The 21,126-nt window shown below is 70.9% G+C and carries 19 protein-coding genes and 2 pseudogenes; 14 read left to right on the top strand and 7 right to left on the bottom strand.

What is annotated here, in order from left to right; all coding sequences use genetic code 11:
- Positions 1–62: 62 nt before the first annotated feature.
- From DVR05_RS24785 to DVR05_RS24745, 9 genes and pseudogenes are all read left to right on the top strand, one after another.
- Positions 63–954 (top strand): annotated as a pseudogene (locus tag DVR05_RS24785) (dihydrodipicolinate synthase family protein).
- A 526-nt stretch (positions 955–1,480) separates the two neighbouring features.
- Entirely contained in the window at positions 1,481–3,025 is a 1,545-nt protein-coding gene (locus DVR05_RS24780) for a tyrosinase family protein (RefSeq protein WP_116248328.1), read from the top strand.
- An 850-nt stretch (positions 3,026–3,875) separates the two neighbouring features.
- Positions 3,876–5,210, top strand: a complete 1,335-nt coding sequence (locus DVR05_RS24775; protein WP_116248327.1) for a class I adenylate-forming enzyme family protein — start codon at positions 3,876–3,878, stop codon at positions 5,208–5,210.
- Positions 5,207–5,950: an SDR family NAD(P)-dependent oxidoreductase gene (locus tag DVR05_RS24770; RefSeq protein ID WP_116248326.1), complete on the top strand. Its 744-nt coding sequence runs from the start codon at positions 5,207–5,209 to the stop codon at positions 5,948–5,950. Before DVR05_RS24775 ends, DVR05_RS24770 begins: the two co-directional genes overlap by 4 nt.
- Positions 5,944–6,231, top strand: a complete 288-nt coding sequence (locus DVR05_RS24765; RefSeq protein WP_116248325.1) for an acyl carrier protein — start codon at positions 5,944–5,946, stop codon at positions 6,229–6,231. Before DVR05_RS24770 ends, DVR05_RS24765 begins: the two co-directional genes overlap by 7 nt.
- Position 6,232: 1 nt before the next feature.
- Positions 6,233–7,207 carry an AvrD family protein gene (locus DVR05_RS24760; protein ID WP_157982539.1) on the top strand — a complete coding sequence of 325 codons (975 nt, stop codon included), beginning with the start codon at positions 6,233–6,235 and terminating at the stop codon, positions 7,205–7,207.
- 6 nt (positions 7,208–7,213) lie between these two features.
- Positions 7,214–7,924 (top strand): AAA family ATPase, encoded by a 711-nt coding sequence (locus tag DVR05_RS24755; RefSeq protein ID WP_116248323.1) that lies wholly within the window; start codon positions 7,214–7,216, stop codon positions 7,922–7,924.
- Positions 7,914–8,645, top strand: coding sequence for a thioesterase II family protein (locus tag DVR05_RS24750; protein ID WP_116248322.1), 732 nt, complete (start codon positions 7,914–7,916; stop codon positions 8,643–8,645). Before DVR05_RS24755 ends, DVR05_RS24750 begins: the two co-directional genes overlap by 11 nt.
- A complete protein-coding gene (locus DVR05_RS24745; protein WP_116248321.1) occupies positions 8,642–9,085 on the top strand; it encodes an ester cyclase in 444 nt (147 codons plus the stop codon). The genes DVR05_RS24750 and DVR05_RS24745 overlap by 4 nt, the downstream gene beginning before the upstream one ends.
- 16 nt (positions 9,086–9,101) lie before the next feature.
- Here the strand turns inward: DVR05_RS24745 and DVR05_RS24740 are convergent, their stop codons facing one another.
- Positions 9,102–9,689, bottom strand: coding sequence for a TetR family transcriptional regulator (locus DVR05_RS24740; RefSeq protein WP_116248320.1), 588 nt, complete (start codon positions 9,687–9,689; stop codon positions 9,102–9,104).
- 102 nt (positions 9,690–9,791) lie between these two features.
- On the opposite strand from DVR05_RS24740, the gene DVR05_RS24735 reads away from it, so the two are divergent.
- The 3 genes from DVR05_RS24735 (at position 9,792) to DVR05_RS24725 (ending at position 12,748) form a co-directional block, all read left to right on the top strand.
- Positions 9,792–11,033 (top strand): MFS transporter, encoded by a 1,242-nt coding sequence (locus tag DVR05_RS24735; RefSeq protein WP_232832308.1) that lies wholly within the window; start codon positions 9,792–9,794, stop codon positions 11,031–11,033.
- The gene (locus DVR05_RS24730; protein WP_116248318.1) at positions 11,030–11,686 is read left to right on the top strand and encodes an NAD(P)-dependent oxidoreductase; all 657 of its coding nucleotides are present in this window, start codon (positions 11,030–11,032) and stop codon (positions 11,684–11,686) included. The genes DVR05_RS24735 and DVR05_RS24730 overlap by 4 nt, the downstream gene beginning before the upstream one ends.
- A 207-nt stretch (positions 11,687–11,893) precedes the next feature.
- Positions 11,894–12,748 carry a pentapeptide repeat-containing protein gene (locus DVR05_RS24725; RefSeq protein ID WP_116248317.1) on the top strand — a complete coding sequence of 285 codons (855 nt, stop codon included), beginning with the start codon at positions 11,894–11,896 and terminating at the stop codon, positions 12,746–12,748.
- Positions 12,749–12,814: 66 nt separating this feature from the next.
- Here DVR05_RS24725 and DVR05_RS24720 read toward each other — a convergent pair whose 3' ends face one another.
- Together DVR05_RS24720 and DVR05_RS24715 are read right to left on the bottom strand one after the other, a co-directional pair.
- Positions 12,815–13,939, bottom strand: coding sequence for a hypothetical protein (locus DVR05_RS24720; RefSeq protein ID WP_232832307.1), 1,125 nt, complete (start codon positions 13,937–13,939; stop codon positions 12,815–12,817).
- A gap of 395 nt (positions 13,940–14,334) precedes the next feature.
- Positions 14,335–15,729: a hypothetical protein gene (locus DVR05_RS24715; protein WP_116248315.1), complete on the bottom strand. Its 1,395-nt coding sequence runs from the start codon at positions 15,727–15,729 to the stop codon at positions 14,335–14,337.
- Between the two features lie 171 nt (positions 15,730–15,900).
- On the opposite strand from DVR05_RS24715, the gene DVR05_RS24710 reads away from it, so the two are divergent.
- Both DVR05_RS24710 and DVR05_RS27625 read left to right on the top strand, forming a co-directional pair.
- Positions 15,901–17,256, top strand: a complete 1,356-nt coding sequence (locus tag DVR05_RS24710; RefSeq protein ID WP_232832306.1) for a molybdopterin-dependent oxidoreductase — start codon at positions 15,901–15,903, stop codon at positions 17,254–17,256.
- Positions 17,256–17,747 carry a hypothetical protein gene (locus DVR05_RS27625; RefSeq protein WP_232832305.1) on the top strand — a complete coding sequence of 164 codons (492 nt, stop codon included), beginning with the start codon at positions 17,256–17,258 and terminating at the stop codon, positions 17,745–17,747. The genes DVR05_RS24710 and DVR05_RS27625 overlap by 1 nt, the downstream gene beginning before the upstream one ends.
- A 260-nt stretch (positions 17,748–18,007) precedes the next feature.
- On the opposite strand, the pseudogene DVR05_RS27620 reads toward DVR05_RS27625, so the two are convergent.
- The 4 genes and pseudogenes from DVR05_RS27620 to DVR05_RS24685 form a co-directional block, all read right to left on the bottom strand.
- A pseudogene (locus DVR05_RS27620) lies at positions 18,008–18,472 on the bottom strand (class I SAM-dependent methyltransferase); the annotation flags it as partial.
- Positions 18,469–19,140 (bottom strand): DUF2064 domain-containing protein, encoded by a 672-nt coding sequence (locus DVR05_RS24695; protein ID WP_116248313.1) that lies wholly within the window; start codon positions 19,138–19,140, stop codon positions 18,469–18,471. The gene DVR05_RS24695 and the pseudogene DVR05_RS27620, both read right to left, overlap by 4 nt.
- The gene (locus DVR05_RS24690) at positions 19,137–19,913 is read right to left on the bottom strand and encodes a glycosyltransferase family 2 protein (RefSeq protein ID WP_369974578.1); all 777 of its coding nucleotides are present in this window, start codon (positions 19,911–19,913) and stop codon (positions 19,137–19,139) included. The genes DVR05_RS24695 and DVR05_RS24690 overlap by 4 nt, the downstream gene beginning before the upstream one ends.
- A gap of 69 nt (positions 19,914–19,982) precedes the next feature.
- Positions 19,983–21,056, bottom strand: a complete 1,074-nt coding sequence (locus tag DVR05_RS24685; RefSeq protein WP_116248333.1) for an NAD(P)-dependent oxidoreductase — start codon at positions 21,054–21,056, stop codon at positions 19,983–19,985.
- Between the last annotated feature and the right edge of the window lie 70 nt (positions 21,057–21,126).

The raw sequence follows: 21,126 nt of genomic DNA, 5'->3' as shown, positions 1-21,126 counted from the left end.
GATTCTCGCTTCCTCCCGACACCTGTCGGGTTCAGCGTGTCCAAGATCCAGGGTTAAGCCCCATGTTCACCGGCCTGAGCGCCTTCCCTCTGACCCCGCTGGACAATGACCGCTTCGACGAGCGGGCCTACGCCGGACTGATCACCCGCCTTGGTCAAGGCGGGCGTCGACTCCATCGGCGCGCTGGGATCGACCGGCTCCTATGCCTAGCTGGATCGTGACGAACGCCACCGCGCGGCTCGGGCGGCGGTGCAGCATGCGGACGGCACACCGGTGGTCGTCGGTATCGGTGCGCTACGCACCTCCCATGTACGGGCCCTGGCCCAGGATGCCCAGCAGGCCGGTGCGTCCGCCGTGCTGTTGGCTCCGGTGAGCTATCAGCCGCTCACCGACGAGGACGTGTTCGCGCTCTATGAGAGCGTCACCGCCGAGCTGTCGGTGCCCCTGGTGGTCTACGACAACCCTCGCACGACGCGCTTCACCTTCTCGACCGAGCTGTACGCGAGCGTCGCGGCGCTGCCCTCTGTGGCCGCGATCAAGATCCCGCCGGTGCCCTTGGATCCGGCGGCCGCCCATGAGCGCGTGGCGGCGATCCGCACAGCCGTCCCGAACCACGTCAGCGTCGGGATCTCCGGTGACGGCGTCGCCGCGACCGGGCTCAACGTCGGCTGCCACACCTGGTTCTCCGTGGTGGGCGGGACCCTGCCCGCCACCGCCTTGTCCCTGGTCCGGGCCGCTCTGAGCGGTGACGCCGAGGGGGCGGTGGTGGAGTCGGAGCGGCTGCGCCCGCTGTGGGAGATGTTCGCCTCCCACGGCAGCCTGCGTGTGAGCGCCGCGATCGCCGAACACCTAGGTCTGGTCGCCCCGCGCTGCCTGCCCCGCCCGATCCTGGGGCTGTCCGCCGCTGAGCGGGAGCGAGTGGCCCGCGTGGTCGAGGAACTGAGCCTGGCATGAGCGGCGCCAGCACACGCCCAGGGTAGGGGCTGACCCGCCACGTCACGGCCACCGCGATCTCGATCTCGTCCATGCTCCTCCACGGGCCGCGGTCGCGCACCAGTTCGGCCTTGGCAACGAGTGGAACGCCTCGGCCAGGACGTTGTCGCGGGAGTCCCCGCCGGTGGTGCCGACCGAGGCCACCCCCGCCTCGGCCTGTGGTGACCCGGTTGCGCGGTGTTTCGCGGTTGACGCCCAGTTGGTCAGCGACACGGGCGGTCGCCCCGGTCACGGGTGGTCGGATTCCGACAGGCGTCGACTGCCCTCCGGTGTCAAAGCCGCCGAACGCTCCGCCCCGCCGCACCAGAGGACGCGGTCGGGGAACGCCGGAGCGAGATCCAGGATTTTCACTTTTAGCTATCTAAGATTACAGATAGTGCTGCCAGTGAACCCTAGGCCGGATCCGCGCGCACGGGGCCACTCCCGCTTCCCGGGAGCGCCGGAGCACCCGAGATCGCTCAAGCCGAGATCATCCCGGAGGAACGACATGAGTCTGTCCAGGCGCTCCCTCCTGGCCGCGGGGGCGGGGGCACTCGCTCTCGGCACGGGACTGCCCGACACCGCCGCCGCGGCGGCGCCGTTCCGGCGACGGTACCCGGCCCGGAGCCCGTTCGTGCGTCAGGACGTGGCCACACTCTTCGACCCCGACACCGGCGACTGGCATCCGCGGCTGTACTGGTACGCCAAGGCCGTCGGTTGGATGAAGGAGCGGGACACCACACCGCACCGGCACGATTCCTGGCTGTTCCAGTGGTACACGCACGGCAAACCCGGACCGCACCGGGTCGGCGATCCGCCCGAGTGGCGCCAGTGCCCGCACGGAGACCGGTACTTCCTGCCCTGGCACCGGTGGTACGTCTACTGCTTCGAACGCATCGTCCGGCGCGTCATCGTGGAGGAGCTGGGCCGGTGGGACCAGGCCGACTGGGCGCTCCCGTACTGGAACTACGCCCACCGGGAGCGCGGTGACGGCTCCGCGGAGTACCGCAGGATCCCGCTCCCCTTCCGGCAGCGGACCATGCGCGGCCCCGACGGGAGGGAGGAGGAGAACCCGCTCTACCTTCCCCCCTACGACACCGGGGGCCGCTGCCGGGACGCCGAACCGCTGACCCCTCCCCAGGTCGATCCGAGCCAGGCCATGACCCAGGAGTACTTCTGGCCGCCCGAGGACACCCCCGGTGCTCCCCCCGGCTTCTCCCAGGTGTTCGAGCGGCAGCCGCACGACGCCGTACACGTCCTGGTCGGCGGCCTGATGGGCGCGGTTCCCACGGCCGCCGGAGACCCGGTGTTCTGGCTGCACCACTGCAACGTCGACCGGCTGTGGTACGCCTGGATGGCCGCCGATCCCTCGCACACACCGCCGACCGGCTGGCGGTGGCCGGCGGTACGCCCCAAGCACAGTCCCCAGGATCCCGACGAACCGTACCTGCTGCGCGACGCGGACGGGACCCGGATCACGCTGCGGGGCGACGTGTTCGCGTTCCCCCACCGCGCCTACGAGTACGACTCGCTGACCGACGGCACCGGCGCGGCCGGGTCGAACTTCGCTCCGCTCGCGATCCCGCCCCGGCGGGCCGCCGAGCTGGCCGCGATCACCGAGGAGGAGACGCACCTGGCGGCCCAGACCGTCGTCGCCCTCACCCCCGTGCCGGGTGGCGCGGAGGCGCTCCAGACGACCACGGCCACCCGCGGCGGAGACCAGGTCCTGCTCACCTTCGAGGGGGTGCGGGCCACCCGCGAGCCCTGCACCACCTTCAGCGTCTTCCTCGGCGACGACCGGTCCGACACCGACCCGGGCAGCCCCGCCTTCGTGGGTCTGCTGACCTTCTTCGAGAACGTCGGTTCCGAACCGCACCCGGAGGGCCTGACGTTCAGCTTCGACGTGACCGAGAAGCTGCGCGAGCTGAGGGGGTTGTCGGCCTGGGCGGCCGGAGGCGAGGTGCCGACGGTCCGCGTGGTGGCCGACCGGCCGCGGGCGCTGGCCGCCGACGCCGACCCGCGGTTCGCGCGGGCCACACTCACGGTGGTCTGACCTCTGACCGGACCGGTCCGACCGGCCGAGTCCGTGCGCGGGGGAGCGGGGATCGATCCCCGCTCCCCCGCGCACGGACAGCGCTGTGGGGGTCGTCCGAGCAGCTTCCCAGAGCTTGTACGACAAACTCCCGACGACCGTCGCCGAGCGTGAGCTCACGGCCGGATCATCCACCGAAATCAGCGCGAGGCGCTCACGGAATGGGTTCGTCGAGACCCGACCCGCTCCTCGGCTCGACTTCGGGCCTGGATCCGTCGAATGCACAGAACGGAAGCGGCCCGCACAGGCGTTCACGGCCCGGAGGACTTCTTGCCTCGGAACCACCGCGACTCCCACCGTCCGGCGACCGTCCGGACTCCCCGCTTCCATACCGGCCGGACCGCACACCGACCACCCCGCTGTCCCATCTCTCATCATGTACGGCCGACGCAAGGGCCATGAATGGCCGATTTCGGCCACAAGAAGCGCCACTCAGACACGTATGACGATGACCTGCGTTTACGCCTTCGAAGGCACGCTAAGCGCACACGGCGACAATATGAACCAGGTCACAGCACTGTCGCACCAAAAGGCTTGAATTCCCTCTCTGGACTTACTCACCTGGTGTTTTCTTCGCCGATCAGAACACATCAGAGTCCTATGTGACACAGGACACACAACGGATTGTAATCAGTCGTGCACTGAATCGACATACCGCGGCCAGAGAAGAGGGTTGACAGAATCCCGACCCATCATCGAAGCTGGTCCCAACGCAAGCGTTGGCCACTTCGCCAAATGCCTCATTCGCGTCTTGGAGTTAACCCAGAAACCCCACCAGATGAGTTGACATCCCAGTCTTTGGAGGTTCACGATGCAGGCACTCAAAGAGGCGATGAGTTCCTTCGGCAACAGTCAGGCCATTGTATCGGGAAACAGCGATATCACGTATGAAAAACTGCTTTCCGAACAGGCGCTCTGGGTTGATCGTTTCACCCAGGCCGGGGTATCCCGGGGTTCCGTCACTGCGCTACAGGCCGACTACAGCGCCGAGGGCGTGGCCGCGCTTTTGGCGTTGATGGAGCTCAAGGCGATCTGTGTTCCCCTGAGCCCGCTCCCCGAAGCCAAGCGCCAGGAGTTCCTGCAGGTCAGCTCGGCGGAACACGTGGTCGACCTGCACGCTTCCACGCCTGCCACCACACCGACGGGCCAGCGGGCCGACCATGAACTCTACGCGCGCCTGAGGGAACTCGAAAGCGCTGGTCTCGTCCTTTTCAGCTCGGGAACCACCGGCCGGAGCAAAGCCTCTGTCCTGAACCTGGAAAGTTTGGTCGAAGCCCATATCGGAGAACGTAAGCGGCCTCGTCGGACCATGACGTTCCTGAACTTCGACCACATCGGCGGAGTCAACACCCTCATGCACGCGCTCGCCCACGGCGGCACCGTGATCACCACGCCGAGACGCACCCCGGACGACGTTCTCAGGACCGTTCAGGAAACGCAGGTCCAGGTCCTTCCCACGACTCCGACGTTCCTCACGATGTGCCTGATCGGACAGAAACTCCGAGACTACGACCTGTCGAGCCTCCAGGTCATCACATACGGGACGGAGCCCATGCCCGAGCAGACGCTCAAGAAACTCCACGAAGAACTTCCCAACGTTCAGCTCAAGCAGACATACGGCCTTTCTGAACTGGGCATCATGTCCACCAAGTCGCGCTCTGACGACTCGCTCTGGGTCAAGCTCGGCGGTGCGGGGTTCGATTACAAGGTCATCGACGGCCTGCTCTGGGTGAAGTCCGACAAGGCCATGCTCGGATACCTCAACGCAGCGTACTCCTTCGACGAGGACGGCTACTTCAACACCCAGGACCAGGTGGAGGTGGACGGCGAGTACGTCAAGATCCTGGGCCGACGCAGCGAACTCATCAACGTCGCCGGGCTCAAGGTCTACCCGAACGAAGTCGAATCCGTGATTCTCGAGGTTCCGAACGTCGCGGACGTCACGGTCTTCGGCCGAAAGAACCCCGTGACCGGCCAGGTTGTCCAGGCCCGGGTCAAACCCGTCGACGGCAACGCCGCCACAGACCTGGAGAAGGCTGTTCTGAAGCACTGCGGCGACCGTCTGGAGGACTACAAGGTGCCCGTCCGGGTTGAGATCTCCGAGGAAGCACACCACTCCAACCGGTTCAAGAAGGCACGCGCATGACCACCACTGAAAGGACCGGGGCGGATCGGCTCGCCGTGGTTACCGGCGCCTCCGGAACGCTCGGATCGAAGCTCGCCGAGTCCCTGCTCTCGCGGGGCTGGCACGTCGAGCTGTGGAGTCGGAGCCAGAACGACGCGATCAAGCGCCTGACCGAGGACCACCCGGACACAGCGCGATGGGGGGAGGTCGACGTCACAGACCACGGATCCGTCACCCGCGCGGTCCGCGCGATCCCCCGGAGCGCGCGGCTCGAACTCCTCATCAACAACGCGGGGGCCCTGAACCAGGGGCTCTTCACCATGGAACCGCCCGCGACCAGCGAGCAGATGATCCAGGTGAACCTCGTCGGCGCCCTGCACGCGTCGAAGGCCTGTGCGCGCGTCATGCTCGGGCGCGGCGGCTCGATCGTCAACATCTCCTCGATCAACGCCGTCCGCGGTCACCGCGGCGTCGCCAGCTACTCCGCCGCCAAGGCGGGGCTGCACGGGCTCACGGCGAGCCTGGCACGCGAGCTCGGCGCCGACGGCATCCGCGTCAACACGATCGTCCCCGGCTACTTCGAGAGCGACCTGTCCTCACGGGTGACCCCCGAGAACCTCCAACGCATCACACGGCGCACACCCCTGGGGCGTCTCGGCACGCCCGAGGACGTGGTGTCGGCCGTCGAATACCTCATCTCCCCCGGTGCCGATTTCGTGACCGGTCAGTGTCTCACCATCGATGGAGGATTGACATGCTGATAGATTCGACCATCGCCGAAGAAGTCATCTCGCACATCCGAGAAATCCTCGGCGACGCGGTCGAGGACGAGCCCATCACGGCGAACGAATCGCTGAGCGACCTGGGCCTGAACTCCCTCATGCTGGCCCGTCTCATCGTGGCTCTGGAGCGCGACCTCAACCTCGACCCCTTCTCGGACGGCAGCCACGCCATCACGGACATCCACACCGTCGGTGACCTCATCGAGGCCTACCGCGCGGTCGGTACCGTGCCCGCCGATTCCGACGGAAGGACCGGCTGACGTGACACGGAGACTCATCCTGCAGTCGATCGACGACTACCTGGGACCGGCGAGCGGTCGCTTCTTCGGAGCCGGGTACCGCCGATCCCAGTACTCCTTCGGTGCACCGGTCGTCACCGACGAGGCCTTCCGCTCCACCGTCGACATCCGCTACCCCGTCGACTGGTCGAAGAAGCGGGAGGGCGATGACCTGCGTCCCCACCTGTCCACCGTCGACGTGATGGTCCTCGCCGCACGGTGTGCCGAGACCCTGCTCGAACGGCGGTTCGGCCTGTCCGAGGCCGAGCTCGGCGACGCCCGGATCCGCAAGACGTTGATCCGGGCCGGCACGGAGCCGCAGGAGGACCTGGACGGTGTGCCGTTGACGGCGAGAATCACGAGGTCGGTCCCGCGAGAGGACGGCGACGGACTCGTGTCCACCTTCGAGACGCGCGTCGGAGTGATGATGGCGCGCCTCCAGGTCGAGCACCGTGCCGGGAGCGGAGCCCCCGAGGCGGGGGACGACTGGTCCACCCTGACCGGTCGCGACGACCGGTACTGGGGCACCGGTTTCCGCCGGGAGGACCAGCTGGTCGAGAACGTGAACGCCGAGCTGGACGAGCTCCGCTGCCACGCGGACGTCAAGCTCCTGCGCGAGGAGCGCACCGCGGGGCTGGGGTCCACGCACGCGCCGGTGGTCACGTTGATCGACGGGTTCGTCACGCTGCTCCAACTCGGCCAGGTGCTGCTCTACGAACTCGACGGGCTCGACCGGTCCAACTCGGACACCCTGTGGATGCAGCAGGTCGTGCTTCGTCAGGGTGAGCCGCCTTCGGCGGAGGGCAACGACGGGACGGCGAGCCTGACCGTCTCCGACCACCAGCTGCTGACCATGCCCGACGGCCGATGGCGCAACGCCGAGCTGCGGGGCCAGATGGGCGGCGTGTCCATGACGGCCGCCTTCGCCCACCGGATCGCCCGTACCGACGAGGATTAAGGCATCATGCGACTTTCCATCTCCGGGACCTACTCCGTGGGCAAGACGTCCACCACGATGTGTCTGTCCCACTACACCGGGATGCCGCGAACCCTGGCCAGGGCCATCCGCGAGATCATGCCCGAGGCCGTCCCCGGCAAGAAGCTCGCCGAGGTGACCCCGGCCGAGTTCCTCCAGCTGATGATGCGCCGGCACTGCGGCCGCGCGGTCGCGGAGGGCGTGCTCGGCGGAGACTACCTGTCGGACGGATCGTCCCTCCAGGAGTGGGCGTACGGCCAGGCCCGCATCCGGTTCGGGATGAACCCGACCGACCCCGACCTGCCCAACGAACTCGACCGCCCCGAGATGGGGTTCTTCGCCGAGGTCGTCGAGCAGTACGGCCACGCCTTCCGCCAACACGTGAAGGCGAACTACGACGCCATGGTGCACCTGGAGAACGAGCGGCCGATCACCAACGACGGTCACCGGCCGATGAACGAGGAGTTCCGCCGGTACTGCGACACCCTGTTGCGGACGACGGCCGAGGAACTCGGCATCCCGCTGCACAGGGTCAGCGGGTCGCTCCGGGAACGCGTGCAGATCATCGTCGACGCGTTCGGGCTGCCGACCGTGATGGACCTGGACGAGGCCGTGGCGCTCATGGAGGCGGACTACGCCAAGATCGACATGCGGCTGGAGACGGAACGGCAGGCCGTGAAGGAACGACATGCGGTCTGATCGTCCCACGCTGTACTGCCTCGCCTACGCGGGCGGGACCGCGTCCACCGTCTACGCCCCGTGGAAGGACCGCCTGGCCGACGTGGCGGACGTCGTCCCCCTCGACATCCCCGGTCGGGGGGCGGCCGCCCCCCGACCGGTCCCCTCGGTCGAAGATCTCGTCAGCGGCTTGGTCGACACCGTCCTGGACGACCTGGACGGTCCGTGGGGCGTGCTCGGCCACAGCTTCGGCGGCGGGCTCGCGGTCGAGATCGCCCGGGCGGCCGAGCTGCTCGGCCGCGGTCCGCTCTGCTGCTTCGTCTCGGGTCGGCGACCGCCCGGCTCGCCCCGAACACGGGTGGGAAGGTCCCGGCCGCGGTCCGACGACGCACTGCTGGACCAGGTCGCGGCCTGGGGCGGGGTTCCGCCGGAGTTCCTCGCCAACCCCGGTCTGCGCCGGCTGGCGGCCGACCGGCTGCGCCGGGACATCGAGTTCAGTGACCGCCTGCACCGGCTCGGCGACCGCTCCCCCCTGGACTGCGCCCTGCACGTCCTGACCGGGCGCTCCGATCCCCTGGCCACCCCGGAGGAGGCCCGGGGATGGGCGACGCACACCACCGGTCGGGTCACGTTCGACGAGTTCGACGGGGACCACTTCTTCGTCCTGACCGACGGCCTCGTCCCCGCGACCATCGCCGCCCGTCTCAGAAGCCACGCCACGACCCGGGAGGTACCGGTTTGACCGAGGCGTCCCTGCTCGAACGACGCAAGTATCGCGCGTCCCTCCTGTTCGAGGAGATCATCACGAACAACCGACTGGAACTGGCCGACGAGATCTTCGCGTCGGATTTCTACTGGCCCCAGTTCGATCTCCGGGGGCCGGACGGTGTCCGCGAGTGGGTTCGCGCCTTCCGCGACGCGTTTCCCGACATCGACGACCGCGTGGTGGACCAGGTCGCGGAAGGTGACGTCGTCGTCAGCCGGTTGCGGTGCGTGGGAACCCAGAAGGGGTCGTTCCGAGGGCTGGCTCCCAGCGGGAACAAGGCCGACTTCACGGCGATCGGTATCGACCGGTTCGAGGGCGACATGATCGTCGAGCGGTCCGCGTACTTCGACCTCGCCGACCTCATGCGTCAGCTGGAGCACCGCTCGATCGAGATCCCATCCGTCGACCGGCCCTGAGACCGGACGTCCGCTGTCACGGAGTACGCGCCAGGCGCCGCGCCGCCTCCACCACCGAGGCCCGGCGCCTGGCTTCCTCCTCCTCGGTGAGCGGCTGGGTCAGCATGCGGGCCACCTGAGGAACGGCCGTCCACCATCCCGCGAGGGAGAGAACGAGGAAGATGAGGTGGTCGGCGTCGATCGACGTGGTGACCGTACCGTGTTCCTGCCCGTCCACCACGGCCGCCAACTTGTACCGGTAGTACTCCCGGCGCAGTTCCTCGTCCGGGACCTCGCCGTCGAAGGCCAACCCCTCCCAACGCAGGAGTCGCGCCAGTTCCGGGCGCTCCCGGTGGTAGTCGTACACACGCCCCGCGTAGTCCCCGACGTCCTCCTTGGCGAAGGACTCGACGGGGACCGCCTGGGCGACCTTGGCGAGTTCGTCGCGCAAGACGTGGGAGAAGAGGGACCGTTTGTCCCCGAAGTAGTTGTAGACCCTCTCCTTGTTCACGCCCGCGGACCTGGCGATGCGTTCGACGGTCGTGCCATCGGGCCCGTGAGCGGCGAACTCACGGACGGCCGCTTCCCTGATCTTGCGCTTCGTGCCCTCGGTGTCCCAGGCCATACGTCTCCTCGACTCGCGGCGGACTTCCAACGCGAGAGTTGCCTTGGATGGATCATGCTACTACTCTCATTTCCAACGATAGCGTTGGAAAAGGAGTTTGCGGTGTCTCAACGGCCTTCCGGACCTCAACCCACCGCCGGCCGTGGGACGGCGCCCGCCCAGGGACCACGCGCCGCTCACCCGGCCGGCGGGGTCGCCGTCGGACTGCTCGTCTTCACGGCCCTGTTCGTACTGACCCAGCTGTACTCCGCGATCCCCCTCCTGGGCCCCGTCGGCAGAGAGTTCGGCGGAGACGTCACCTTCGCGCTCGCGACCTGTTTCAGTCTCTGCTACGCGGCGGGCTTCCTCGTCTGGGGCCCCGTCTCCGACCAGTACGGGCGCAAGAAGGTCATGGTGCCCGGTGTCCTGGTCCTGTCCGCGGCCACGATCGCCTGCGGCTTCGCGTCCTCGATCACGGGGCTGGCCGTACTCCGAGGCGTCCAGGGGTTGGCGGCCTCCAGCTTCGCGCCGGTGGCGCTGGCCTACCTCGCAGAGGCGACACCCCCCGAACGGCGGCACTCCGCGATCGGGGCCATGTCGACCGCCTTCCTCGTGGCGGGCATCTTCGGCCAGGTGCTCGCCTCGTACGTGTCGCTCTGGTCCAGCTGGCCGATGGTGTTCGTCATCTGCGGGCTGGTCCTCATCGGCGCGGGCCTGACGATGGCCCTGTCCATCTCCGAGTCCCCCCGGAGGAACGTGTCGGGACACGTCGGTCACCGCTTCGCCGCCCTGGGCAAGGTCGTGGTGAAGCCATCCGTCCTGACCCTGTGCTGCGCCCACATCACCCAGTTGATGACGTTCGTCGGCATGTACACGGCGCTGGGCCCCCATCTCGGCCAGCTCGGCCTCGAACCGTCGAGCGTCATCCTGCTCCGCCTGGTCGGGCTGCCCGGGATGTTCGCCGCGCTGCTGGTCGGTCCCCTGGCACGACGCCTGGGCCTCGTCGGTGTCGCCCGGACCGGGTTCCTGCTCGCGGCCGCAGGCATGGCGGGCGAGGCGCTCCTGTCACAGACCCTCGTCGGCATCTGCGTGACCAGCCTGCTCTTCGTCATCGGCATCGCCCTGGCGATCCCCGCGATGATCACGCTCTTCGGCGAGGCGGCGGCGCCCGAACGGGCCGGCGGCATGGCCCTGAACGGGTTCATCCTCTTCATCGGGGCGAGCATCGGTCCGCTGGTCGCATCGCTCAGCGACGGCTTCACCCTCCTGCTCTTCGGCTTCGCCGGGGTGCTCGTCGCGTCCGTGTTCTTCCTTTCCGTGTCCGACCGGCTCGCCAAGAAGGAGAAGGAGATGGTCGCCGCATGACCAGGGTCACGGTCCTCGGGGCCACCGGGCGTGCCGGTTCTGCGGTCCTCGAACGCCTCCCGCCGGGGGTCGAGACCACCGCGGCCCTCCGCAGGCGGGACGACCGGTCCCGGTTGCCGGTGTCGAGGCGATCCGTGACAGGGGTGGTCGTGGACATCGACGACACCACGAGCCTGCACCGGGCCACCGCCGAGGCGGACGTCGTGATCAACGCCGTGCGGCTGCGCGGCGACATCGCCCCGGACGCACTGGTCGACCTGCACGACCGTATCCGGGAGGCGGCGGGCCGGTCGGCGTTCATCGTGACCGTCGGCGGCGCGGGATCGCTGCGGATGCCCGACGGTTCGCGCCTGTGGCAGTCCCCGTCCTTCCCGCAGGTCACCCTTCCGCGCGGCCGGGCGCACGCCAGGCTCCGCGACCACCTGGAAGCGTCGTCGAACGGCGCTCCCTGGGCGTACCTGATCCCGCCCCCGGCCTTCGACCCGGAGGGGCCCCGAACGGGCGAGCACGCCATGTGGCGCGCGGACGCCGACGAGAGCCACCTGTGCGGGCGGGCCATCAGCTACGCGGACTTCGCGGGGGCCGTGTGGGAGACGGTGGCGGAGCGCGGCACGGGGGTCCGGCTCGTGGCCGCGCCGGAGCGGCGGCCCTGAGGGATCCGATGACCGTGGCGAGCCCGGCGATGGCCGTCTCCCGCGGAGCCGCCGAGGAGAAGGACGGGGAAGAGGGGTACGGGTCCAGGCGCCCGGCACCGGTCGGCCGGGCGCGCGGCGCCGGGGCGGCCCGGGCGAGGGAACGTCGACCCCGACGATCGGTACGATTCGTCCCTTGCGCAACTTTCGTTCCCAGGGAGAACATCCGTGCCCCACCAGGACCAGCAGCACACGATCGGCGACCACTCCCACCTGAGAGCCGACTGCGCGAACTGCTTCGGTCTCTGCTGCGTCGCCCTCCCGTTCACCGCCTCCGCCGACTTCGCGGTCGACAAGGACGCCGGACGGCCGTGCGCCAACCTCCGGGAGGACTTCCGCTGCGGCGTTCACTCACGGCTGCGTGAGGAGGGCTTCTCCGGCTGCACCGTCTTCGACTGCTTCGGCGCCGGGCAGAGGGTCTCCCAGGGCACCTTCGGCGGACGGGACTGGCGCACCCACCCTGGGACGGCGCGGCGCGTGTTCGACGTGTTCGGTGTCATGCGCCAGCTCCACGAACTGCTCTGGTACCTCACCGAGGCGCTCACCCGGCCCGAGGCGCGCTCTCTCCACGAGGAGCTGCGCAGGGTCCGGGACGACGTCGACCGCCTCAGTCGGGGTACCGCCGAGGACATCGTGGACCTGGACGTCGCCGCGATGCGCGGCGAGGTGGGCGATCTGCTGTCCCGCACCAGCGCGCTGGTACGCGGAGGGGTGCCCGGCCGCACGGAGGACCACCGGGGAGCCGATCTCGTCGGCGCGGGACTCCGGGACGCCGACCTGGCGGGCGCCACCCTGCGCGGCGCCTGGCTCATCGCCGCCGACCTCCGCCGTGCCGACCTGAGGAGGGCCGACCTCCTCGGGGCGGACCTGCGCGACGCCGATCTGCGCGGAGCCGACCTGACCGGCGCCGTCTTCCTCACCCAGCCGCAGGCGAACGCGGCCAGGGGCGACGCCGCCACCAGGCTGCCCGCGGCGCTCGACCGGCCCTCGCACTGGGAGACCGGTCGAGCCGCAGCGGGGTAGGAAAACGCGGCGGCGCCCGAGGAACGAGCCCCGGGCGCCGCGTCGAGGTCGGATGTCCGCTTCCGCTCAGTTCTCGTCAGAGCCCTCAGCGGTCGAGGAGGCCGCCTTCTTCCGACGAGCCAGGTAGACGGCCGTGGCACCGCCGACGGCGATGACCGAACCGGCCGCGACCAGGCCCACGACCGGGCTGCCCGTCTGGGCGAGGGGACCGTCGGACCCGGCCTCGGGGCTCTCCTCGGCGACGTCGCGGTCGTTCTCGGTCTCCGGCTCCTCTCCGTTCCCGGAGCCGTCGTCCTCAGAGCCGTCCTGGCCGGAACCCCCGTCTTCGGAGCCGTCCTGGCCGGAACCCTCGTCTTCGGAGCCGTCCTGGCCGGAACCCTCGTCTTCGGAACCGCCCTGGTCGGAGCCGTCGCCCCCGGAACCGCCCTCCTGCTCGTCCTCTCCCCCGGTGTCCTCGTCACCACCGCCGTCCCCGGTGGTGGCAGGGTCGGTGTCCGAGGCGACGATGACCTCTCCGACCTCGTAGGAGACGCTGAAACCCTCGTCGGGGAAGCTCACGACCAGGTCCAGGGTCTGTACCCCGCCCCACAGCTCCTGTTCCGGGGCGATCCCCTGCCACCGGAGCGACTCCTCCACGATCGTGTCGTGCCAGGGGGACGTCCGGGCACTGAAGGAGATCTCGGCGCCGAGCTCGTTCACCTCGACGGACTCGGTACCCGGGTTGTGGGAGTACCCCCTCTCACCAGCCCAGTTCTGCTCCACCAGGATGTCGGTGTCGGTGTAGGTCGCCTGGAGGACGACGTCGTCGGAACCCTCGACCTCGGGGTTCTCCAGCCCGGGCTGGGACACACCCCCCTCGGCCTCCGCACGCATGGCCTCGACGTCGGCCTCGGTGAGCTCGACACGGAGCTCTCGGAACATCACCCGCGCACGGAGCTCGTCCTCCTCCACATCCACGACGTGGCTGTTGATGGAGTCGACGAACAGCTCGCCACCGTACAGGGGTCCGCCGTATCCACCGACGTCGCCCCCTCTCGGGTAGAACCCCGTGATGACGCCTTCACCAGCGTTGTGCGATCGCGCGTAGCCGACCTCGCCATTCTCGGCGTGGGCCGGAGAGACGGCCGCGACGCCGAGGGCTCCGGCGGCGACGAAAGTGACACCGCCCTGGAACAGACGACGTACGGACATGGGGAAACTCAAGGGAAGCCTCATTCGGATCAGCCCGGGCCGTGTCTCTCGCACCGGGAGTGTGGGGATACGACGCACCCTCTCCCGGGGGGATGGGGAAGGCGCAGGTCAGGTTGGGCGGACGGCGTTGGAACCGAGTACCACGACGGGGACCCTAAACGTGACCGGACTCCGGAAAGGCAAGCCGCGATGAAGAAGACATAACATTACGCATGTCACACCGAGCCATATATTTGTCGAATCTGCACAGAACAGACGACAACCTTACGGCGTTCGGTTCGTCATCTCCCACGGGCGCGCCCTCCTCGGCCGAGGCGTAGTCGATGACCCGGTCTCCGCCGGGCCCACGACAGAAGCCGGGGGCGCCCCCGCGCGGGACGTCTCTCGTGCGTTCCTCACCATCCGGTGCGCAACAGATGGTTGACGAGGAGGGCGGTCGCGGCCTGGAGCGCGAGCCACACGCGGTGGTCGCGGTGCGGCAGCAGGGCGGCGGCGGGGACGAGCCACACGAGGAAGGGCAGCCAGATACGCTCCGTCTCGCCCTTGCTCATCCCCGACAGGTCGGCGACGGCGAGCGCGCAGAACGCGGCCGCCACGAGGAGGACCACCGTGCCGGCGCCCGACCCGGTGCCCCCGCGCGGCAGGGCACGCGCCTCGCCCGGCAGCAGGGAGAGTACCCGTCGCAGCCCCGCGGCGGAGGCGATCCCGGCCGCGAGCACGGCGTTGGCCAGGTTCGCCCAGACCCAGTAGCCGTACGGCCGGACCGCCGCCACACCCTGGTAGTAGCGCTCCACCACCAGGCGGTACCCCTCCCACCACCAGAACCCCGCAGCCGTGAAGGCGGCGGCCACGGACAGCGCTCCCACGACGGCGGGGACCAGGGGGCGGGCGGTGCGCGCGCACACCAGGACGGCCACCGCGGGGATCGCGAGCAGGACCAGCCCGTAGGACAGGTACACCGCCCACCCCAGCAGGAGTCCGGCCGCGAGCGCCGTCGCCCGGGGCGCCCGGGCGTCCGGAGCCGCCGCCACCGCGAGCAGGGCCAGACCCCACGCCGCCACCGCCGCGAAGTAGCCGTCGGCCGACGCGCCGACCCAGACCGCCCCGGGGAACAGCACCAGGAACGGGGCCGAGGACCGGGCCGCCCGCTCGGCTCCGAGCGCGCGGAGGGCGACGAGGACGGCCGCCGCGGCCGAACCCCCGACCACGACGCACCAGATCCCCGCCCACGCGCCGCCGCCGAGCCCGACCCGGTCCAGGGCGACGAACGTGAGGACCGCACCGGGGGGATGCCCGGCCACGTGGGTCGGCCAGTTGTCGGGCTGTCCGACGAGGATGTGCCCGGTGAACCCGCGCAGCGCCGCGCCCACGTCACCGAAGCGGTCGACCGACGCCGGGTATTCGTAGGGGGACTCCAACGGGTCCGCGAAGCCGCGCCAGCCGTCGACGAGGGCGAGGGACAGCGTCCACGACACGGACGCCGCCCACCCGGCCGCCACCAGGCGGCGCCAGGGGAGGGCCCGCGCCGTGTGGGGGCCGTTGAGGACCACCACCGCGGCCAGCGCGAGCGCGGGAACGGTTCCCGGCCCCGCGTGGGGGAGCCAGGAGGCGTAGAGCGGCGGCCAGTCGACGTGCAGGCTGCCGTCGGCGCGCTCGATGGAGGTTCCGACGACCGCGGCCACCCCGACCAGGAACACGGCCCCGACCGCGGTGATGGCGTCGGGCCGACGCCCCACGCGCTCGTCGCCGACGGCCTCACGCACGTGGTTCTGGTAGCCGCTCGGATTCACGTCGCCACCCTAGGTCACACTCGCCGCGGAGCCACGGTGCCCCTCGGAGTGTCGCCGATGACGGGAGAACGCCTGTTCGGAGCGTGTTTCGCTGCGGGGGGCGCGGGGATCGGCCGACCTACCATGGTCGCGGGCGCGGCCCGGCGCGACGAGGGATCGAGGAAGGCGCACATGGACGAGGGCACCGACCGGACCGACGCCTCGGACCCCGCCGGGGACGGCTTGGGACGGACACGCGGTCTGCGGGCGTTCCTGCGCGAGGGGCCGCCCGTCGGTCCCACCCGCCCGGCGTTCTGGCGCAGCCCGGCCCGCGGCCCCTGGACGACGTCGGTGCTGGGCGCGGTCCTGCTCGTCGGAATCACGGTCGTCACGGTCACGGGGCTGCTGTCGTACGCCGCGTACAACCCCGACCTGTCCCCGGTCAACGACAAGACACCGGGCAAGGGCCTGCTCGGGTTCTACCTCTTCCCCTGGCCCACCGACCCGCACTGGCTCTACCGGCTCACCCAGGGACTCCACGTCACCCTGGGCATCGTGCTGGTTCCGGTCCTGCTGGCGAAGCTCTGGTCGGTCATCCCCCTCTTCTTCACCTGGCCGCCGGTCCGTTCCGTGGCCCACTCCCTGGAACGGCTGTCGCTGCTGTGCCTCGTGGGAGGGGCGCTGTTCGTCTTCGCCACCGGGGTGCTGAACGTCCAGCTCGAATACGTCTTCCCCGGCTCCTTCTACGTCCTGCACTTCTACGGTTCGTGGGTGTTCCTCGGAGGTTTCGCCGTCCACCTCGCCACCAAGGCGCCGGTCATGGTCCGGACGTTGGGCGGGGGACGCCGAGGCGCCCCGCCACCCGGCCCGGGGGAGGACCCCGGGGGAGGACCGCCCGGCGGGTCCGGGCTCGTCAGCCCGGGCCCCGCGCCCCCGACCATCTCGCGCGCCGGGGTACTGGGCATGGTGGGGCTGGGGTCGCTGACCCTGTTCGCGGTGACCGCGGGGCAGAGCGTCGGCGGACCGCTGCGGGCGACCGCCCTGCTGGCTCCGCGGGGCAGACTCTCCGGCGACGGCCCCAACGACTTCCCCGTCAACACCACCGCGGCCCGTGCCCGTGTCGGGGAGGGCGACGTCGGCGACTCCTGGCGGCTGACCGTGCGCGGTTCGGGGGCGGAGGCCGTTCTCAGCAGGGCGGAGTTGCTCGCCCTCCCCCAGCATGACGCCGCGCTGCCGATCGCGTGCGTGGAGGGGTGGTCGACCCGGGACCAGGAGTGGTCCGGGGTCCGTCTCGCCGACCTGGCCGACCTGGTCGGGGCCGCGGGTCCCGTCGGGGTGTTCGTGGAGTCCCTCCAGCGCACGGGGAGCTTCACCCGCGTCGCACTGCGCGCCAACCAGGTCGGCGACCCCCGCTCCCTGCTGGCCCTGCGCGTCAACGGCGCGGACCTCTCCCTCGACCACGGGTACCCGGCCCGCGTCATCGTCCCGGCCGCTCCCGGCGTGCACAACACCAAGTGGGTCGGCCGCCTCACCTTCGGGGAGGCGTGATGGGCGCCCTGCGGCGCTGGTACGGGGCCCCGGTGTCCCACCTCCTGCTCATGGTCGGGGCCTTCGCCCTCGTCGGATACGCGGGGGTGCGGCTCCTGGCGGGCGACGCCCTCGGTGTGGCGGTGTGGTTCGTCGGCGCCGCCGTCCTCCACGACCTGGTGTTCCTCCCCTGCTACACCCTGGTCGACCGTGCCTGGCAGGCCGTGGCCGGACGGTTGGCCCGCAGGCGGCGGGACGCGGAGGGCGGCGACGGGAGGCGGAACCGGCTCATCAACCACGTGCGGGTGCCCGCGGTCGTCTCGGCGCTGCTGTTCGTGGTCTACTTCCCCCTGATTCTCGGCCCCTCGGACTCCTACCTGTCCAAGAGCGGGCTTCCCGGGCACCCGTTCGCCGGACGCTGGCTGCTGGTCTGCGCGTTCCTGTTCGCCGCCTCCGCGGTGGTGGGGGCCGTGCGGTACGCGCGTGGTTCCTTCGGCGTCCGCTCGGCCTGAGGCGTCGCCGCCCCCGTCGCCGCCCCCGGCGCCGCCCCTCCCGCCGCCCCACCGGGATCGGCGCGCAGCGCGGCGAAACGGCGCTCCCGGACCTCCCACGTGTCGGCGCGGGACCACCCCGACCGCCTCGCCAGGCGCAGCAGCGCGGGCAGCCCCAGCCGCGCCCAGGGGAAGGGGGCGCCGACCCCTCCCCGTCCGTCGGTGAGCCGCGCGGTCATGCGCTCGCAGACGTCCTCGGCGGCGGCCTCGACGATCAGCAGACCTCCGGATCGGACCACCTCCCGCACCCGGGCGAGCAGCCTCTCCGGGGAACCGCCGATACCGATGTTGCCGTCCACCAGCAGAGCGGTGTGCCAGCCTCCCTCCTCCGGCACCGGGTCGAACGCCGACTGGCACAGCGCCCGCCCGCCCGAGGCGTTGGCGTGCGCCACGGCCAGCGGGTTCAGGTCGACGCCGAGCGCCCGTCGACCGCGGTCGGCCAGCGCAGCGACCAGTCGGCCCGGACCGCACCCCACGTCCAGGACGCCGCCCTCGCAGCGCTCCAGCACGGCCGTGTCGGCCGCGTCGATCCCGCCGCACCAGCGTTCGACGTCCAACGGCAGCGTCGACCCGTCGGGGCGGCGCAGGAACAGCGGACCGCGCTCCCGGGCGAGCGCCTCGGTGTACGGATCGCACCGCCACGCCGTCACGTCCACCGGGGAGGCGGCGGTCTCGGCCGCCCTCATCGCACGAGTCCCGTCGTCAGGTCCGCGACGGCCCGCGCGAACCGGCTGCCCGGGGCCTGGCGCGCGACCCGGACGGCGTCCGCGGCGGTGTCCACGTCCACCAGGACCGGCAGATCGGCCACCCGCAGACCCGCGGCGGTCAGGCGCCGACGCTGCATCCGACCGGTCCGCGCCGTCGACATCGGTACGCCGAGCAGCAGATCGGGGTCGGGGGCCGCGAGACCGAGCGCCCAGAACCCGCCGTCCTCGGCCGGTCCGAACCACGCGTCCGCGCGCGTCCAGGCGTCGGCGGCCAGAACGGGGGCCAGGACGCCTGCCGTGACCTGCGGTGTGTCCATGCCCAGCAGCAGGGTCGGGCCCGAACAGCGGGCGAACGCGGCGGCCAGCCGCTCGTCCAACCCACCGCCCGCTTGGGGGACCACGTCGAACCCCCCGTCCGGCAGCCACGGCCCCGGCCGCCCCTCCAGGACCAGCACCCTCCTGCGGGCGGGAAGCGACAGCACGGTGCTCAGCGTGTCCGACAGCGCGGCGGCGGCCAGGCGGGCCGCCTCCTCGGGCGTGTACTCCGGGGTCAGCCGGGTCTTGACCCTGCCGGGGACGGGTTCCTTGGCGATGACGAGGAGGGTCGCGGCCCCGGTCGCCGGAGCGTTCCCCCCGAGGCCGTTCACCGGCCTCTCCCCGCCGAACGCGCCGGGGTTGGCGCCGCGGGGCCGCGCAGCACCGACGCCATGTCCCGCACCGCCGTCCACGTCCCCCGCCAGGTCCCGGTCACCTTGGAGTCCCCGGTCCTCGGGAGGTAGGGGACGTCCACCTCGTCGATCCGCCACCCGGCGTCGGCGGCGCGCACGACCATCTCCAGGGGGTAGCCGGACCTCCGGTCGGTCAGACCGAGTCCGAGGAGGTCCTCCCGCCGCGCGCTCCGCATGGGACCGATGTCGCGGAGCCGCACCCCGGTGCGCCTGCGCAGCATCCGTGTGACCGCCGCGTTGCCCGCGCGGGCGTGGGCGGGCCAGGCGCCTCGGCCGGTGGGGCGGCGACGGCCCACGACCAGGTCCGAGGCGCCCTCTCGCACCGCCTCCACCACGCGCGGCAGCAGCGCCGGGTCGAGCGAGGCGTCGCAGTCGCAGAAGCAGACGATGTCGGCGGTGGCGGCGAGGAGTCCCGCGTGGCAGGCCGCCCCGAACCCCCGGAGCGGTTCGGTGACGACCACCGCGCCCAGCCGTTCGGCGATGCGCGCGGAACCGTCCGTGGACCCGTTGTCCACCACGATCGGCCGCCATCCGGAGGGGACGCGCTCGATGACCCACGGCAGGGCCGCCGCCTCGTCCAGGCACGGCAGGATCACGTCCACCGGTGGCCGCCGGCGCTCTCCCGACGGGGCCCCGGCGGCCTGGTCGGGGCATCCGGTGGAGTCGTCGCTCTCATGTCGCTCATTGATCACGACAATTACGCTACGTAGTCAAACGGCTCCGATGGTGGAGGAATGTCCCGCGACACGCGGGCGGTCCCGTCACCGCACCGGGACGTCGGCCCCGGTCCGGGCCCGCAGCCCCGCCCGCGCGAACTCCCGCATGCCCTCGGCGAAGCCCACACGCGGGCGCCAGCCGAGGTCCTCGGTCAGGCGCGCGGAGCACGCGGTGATGTGCCGGACGTCGCCCAGCCGGTAGTCGCCGGTCACCACCGGATACGGTCCCCCGTGCGCCTCCGCCAGCGCCCACGCCATCTCACCGACCGTGTGCTGCGTTCCGCTGCCGGTGTTGAACGCGGACAGGACGCCCGCCGACCGTCCCGCGAGGGCCGCCACCGCCGCCACGTTGGCGTCGGCCACGTCGCGGACGTGCACGAAGTCCCGCCGCTGACGGCCGTCCTCGAACACCCGCGGGGCCTCGCCCCTGGCCAGGGCGGAACGGAAGAAGGACGCCACACCCGCGTACGGGGTGTCGCTCGGCATGCCGGGACCGTAGACGTTGTGGTAGCGCAGTGCGATCGCGTGTCCTCCGACCGCCCGCGCCCACGCCGCGCAGAGGTGTTCCTGCGCCAGTTTGGTGACGGCGTAGACGTTGCGCGGATCGGTCGGGGCGTCCTCTCCGACCAGACCGGGGTCCAGCGGCGCCCCGCAACGGGGGCACGGGGGGTCGAAGCGGCCTGCGGCCAGGTCGGCCTCCCGCCGCGGTCCGGGCCGGACCGGGCCGTGCTCGGCGCAGGTGTAGGCCCCCTCGCCGTAGACCACCATGGAACCGGCGAGCACGATGTCACGCACGCCCCGGCGGGCCATCGCGGCCAGCAGCGTCGCGGTGCCCAGGTCGTTGCAGCCGACGTAGTCCGGCGCGTCGCCGAAGTCCGCGCCCAACCCCACCATCGCCGCCTGGTGGCACACGACGTCCACTCCGCGCAGCGCCCGCTCCACGGCCTCGCCGTCACGGACGTCGCACACCAGGTCGACCCCCGCGTCGCCCGGCGGTCGTCCCGCGTGCGCCTGCGGCAGGAGGACGTCGAGGGTCACCACCGTGTGCCCGGCGCCCCGCAGGGCCTCGGCCACGTGCGATCCGATGAACCCCGCCCCACCGGTGACAAGTACGCGCATGCGGTCCACGTTAGGTTCCGGGACCGCGCGCGTCCCCGGGGCGCACCGGTGACCCCGGGAATCGGGGCCA

The organism is Nocardiopsis sp. FIRDI 009 (assembly GCF_003386285.1).
Lineage (GTDB): Bacteria > Actinomycetota > Actinomycetes > Streptosporangiales > Streptosporangiaceae > Nocardiopsis.
Note: the sequence above shows the minus strand (reverse complement) of the source record. Positions and strands in the feature narration are given on the sequence as shown.

Excerpts from the sequence above, each read along its gene's own strand:
- DVR05_RS24780 (WP_116248328.1), top strand. The coding sequence starts at position 1,481 with ATGAGTCTGTCCAGGCGCTCCCTCCTGGCCGCGGGGGCGGGGGCACTC.
- DVR05_RS24775 (WP_116248327.1), top strand. The coding sequence starts at position 3,876 with ATGCAGGCACTCAAAGAGGCGATGAGTTCCTTCGGCAACAGTCAGGCC.
- DVR05_RS24770 (WP_116248326.1), top strand. The coding sequence starts at position 5,207 with ATGACCACCACTGAAAGGACCGGGGCGGATCGGCTCGCCGTGGTTACC.
- DVR05_RS24765 (WP_116248325.1), top strand. The coding sequence starts at position 5,944 with ATGCTGATAGATTCGACCATCGCCGAAGAAGTCATCTCGCACATCCGA.
- DVR05_RS24755 (WP_116248323.1), top strand. The coding sequence starts at position 7,214 with ATGCGACTTTCCATCTCCGGGACCTACTCCGTGGGCAAGACGTCCACC.
- DVR05_RS24750 (WP_116248322.1), top strand. The coding sequence starts at position 7,914 with ATGCGGTCTGATCGTCCCACGCTGTACTGCCTCGCCTACGCGGGCGGG.
- DVR05_RS24740 (WP_116248320.1), bottom strand. The coding sequence starts at position 9,689 with ATGGCCTGGGACACCGAGGGCACGAAGCGCAAGATCAGGGAAGCGGCC.
- DVR05_RS24730 (WP_116248318.1), top strand. The coding sequence starts at position 11,030 with ATGACCAGGGTCACGGTCCTCGGGGCCACCGGGCGTGCCGGTTCTGCG.
- DVR05_RS24720 (WP_232832307.1), bottom strand. The coding sequence starts at position 13,939 with ATGTCCGTACGTCGTCTGTTCCAGGGCGGTGTCACTTTCGTCGCCGCC.
- DVR05_RS24710 (WP_232832306.1), top strand. The coding sequence starts at position 15,901 with ATGGACGAGGGCACCGACCGGACCGACGCCTCGGACCCCGCCGGGGAC.
- DVR05_RS27625 (WP_232832305.1), top strand. The coding sequence starts at position 17,256 with ATGGGCGCCCTGCGGCGCTGGTACGGGGCCCCGGTGTCCCACCTCCTG.
- DVR05_RS24685 (WP_116248333.1), bottom strand. The coding sequence starts at position 21,056 with ATGCGCGTACTTGTCACCGGTGGGGCGGGGTTCATCGGATCGCACGTG.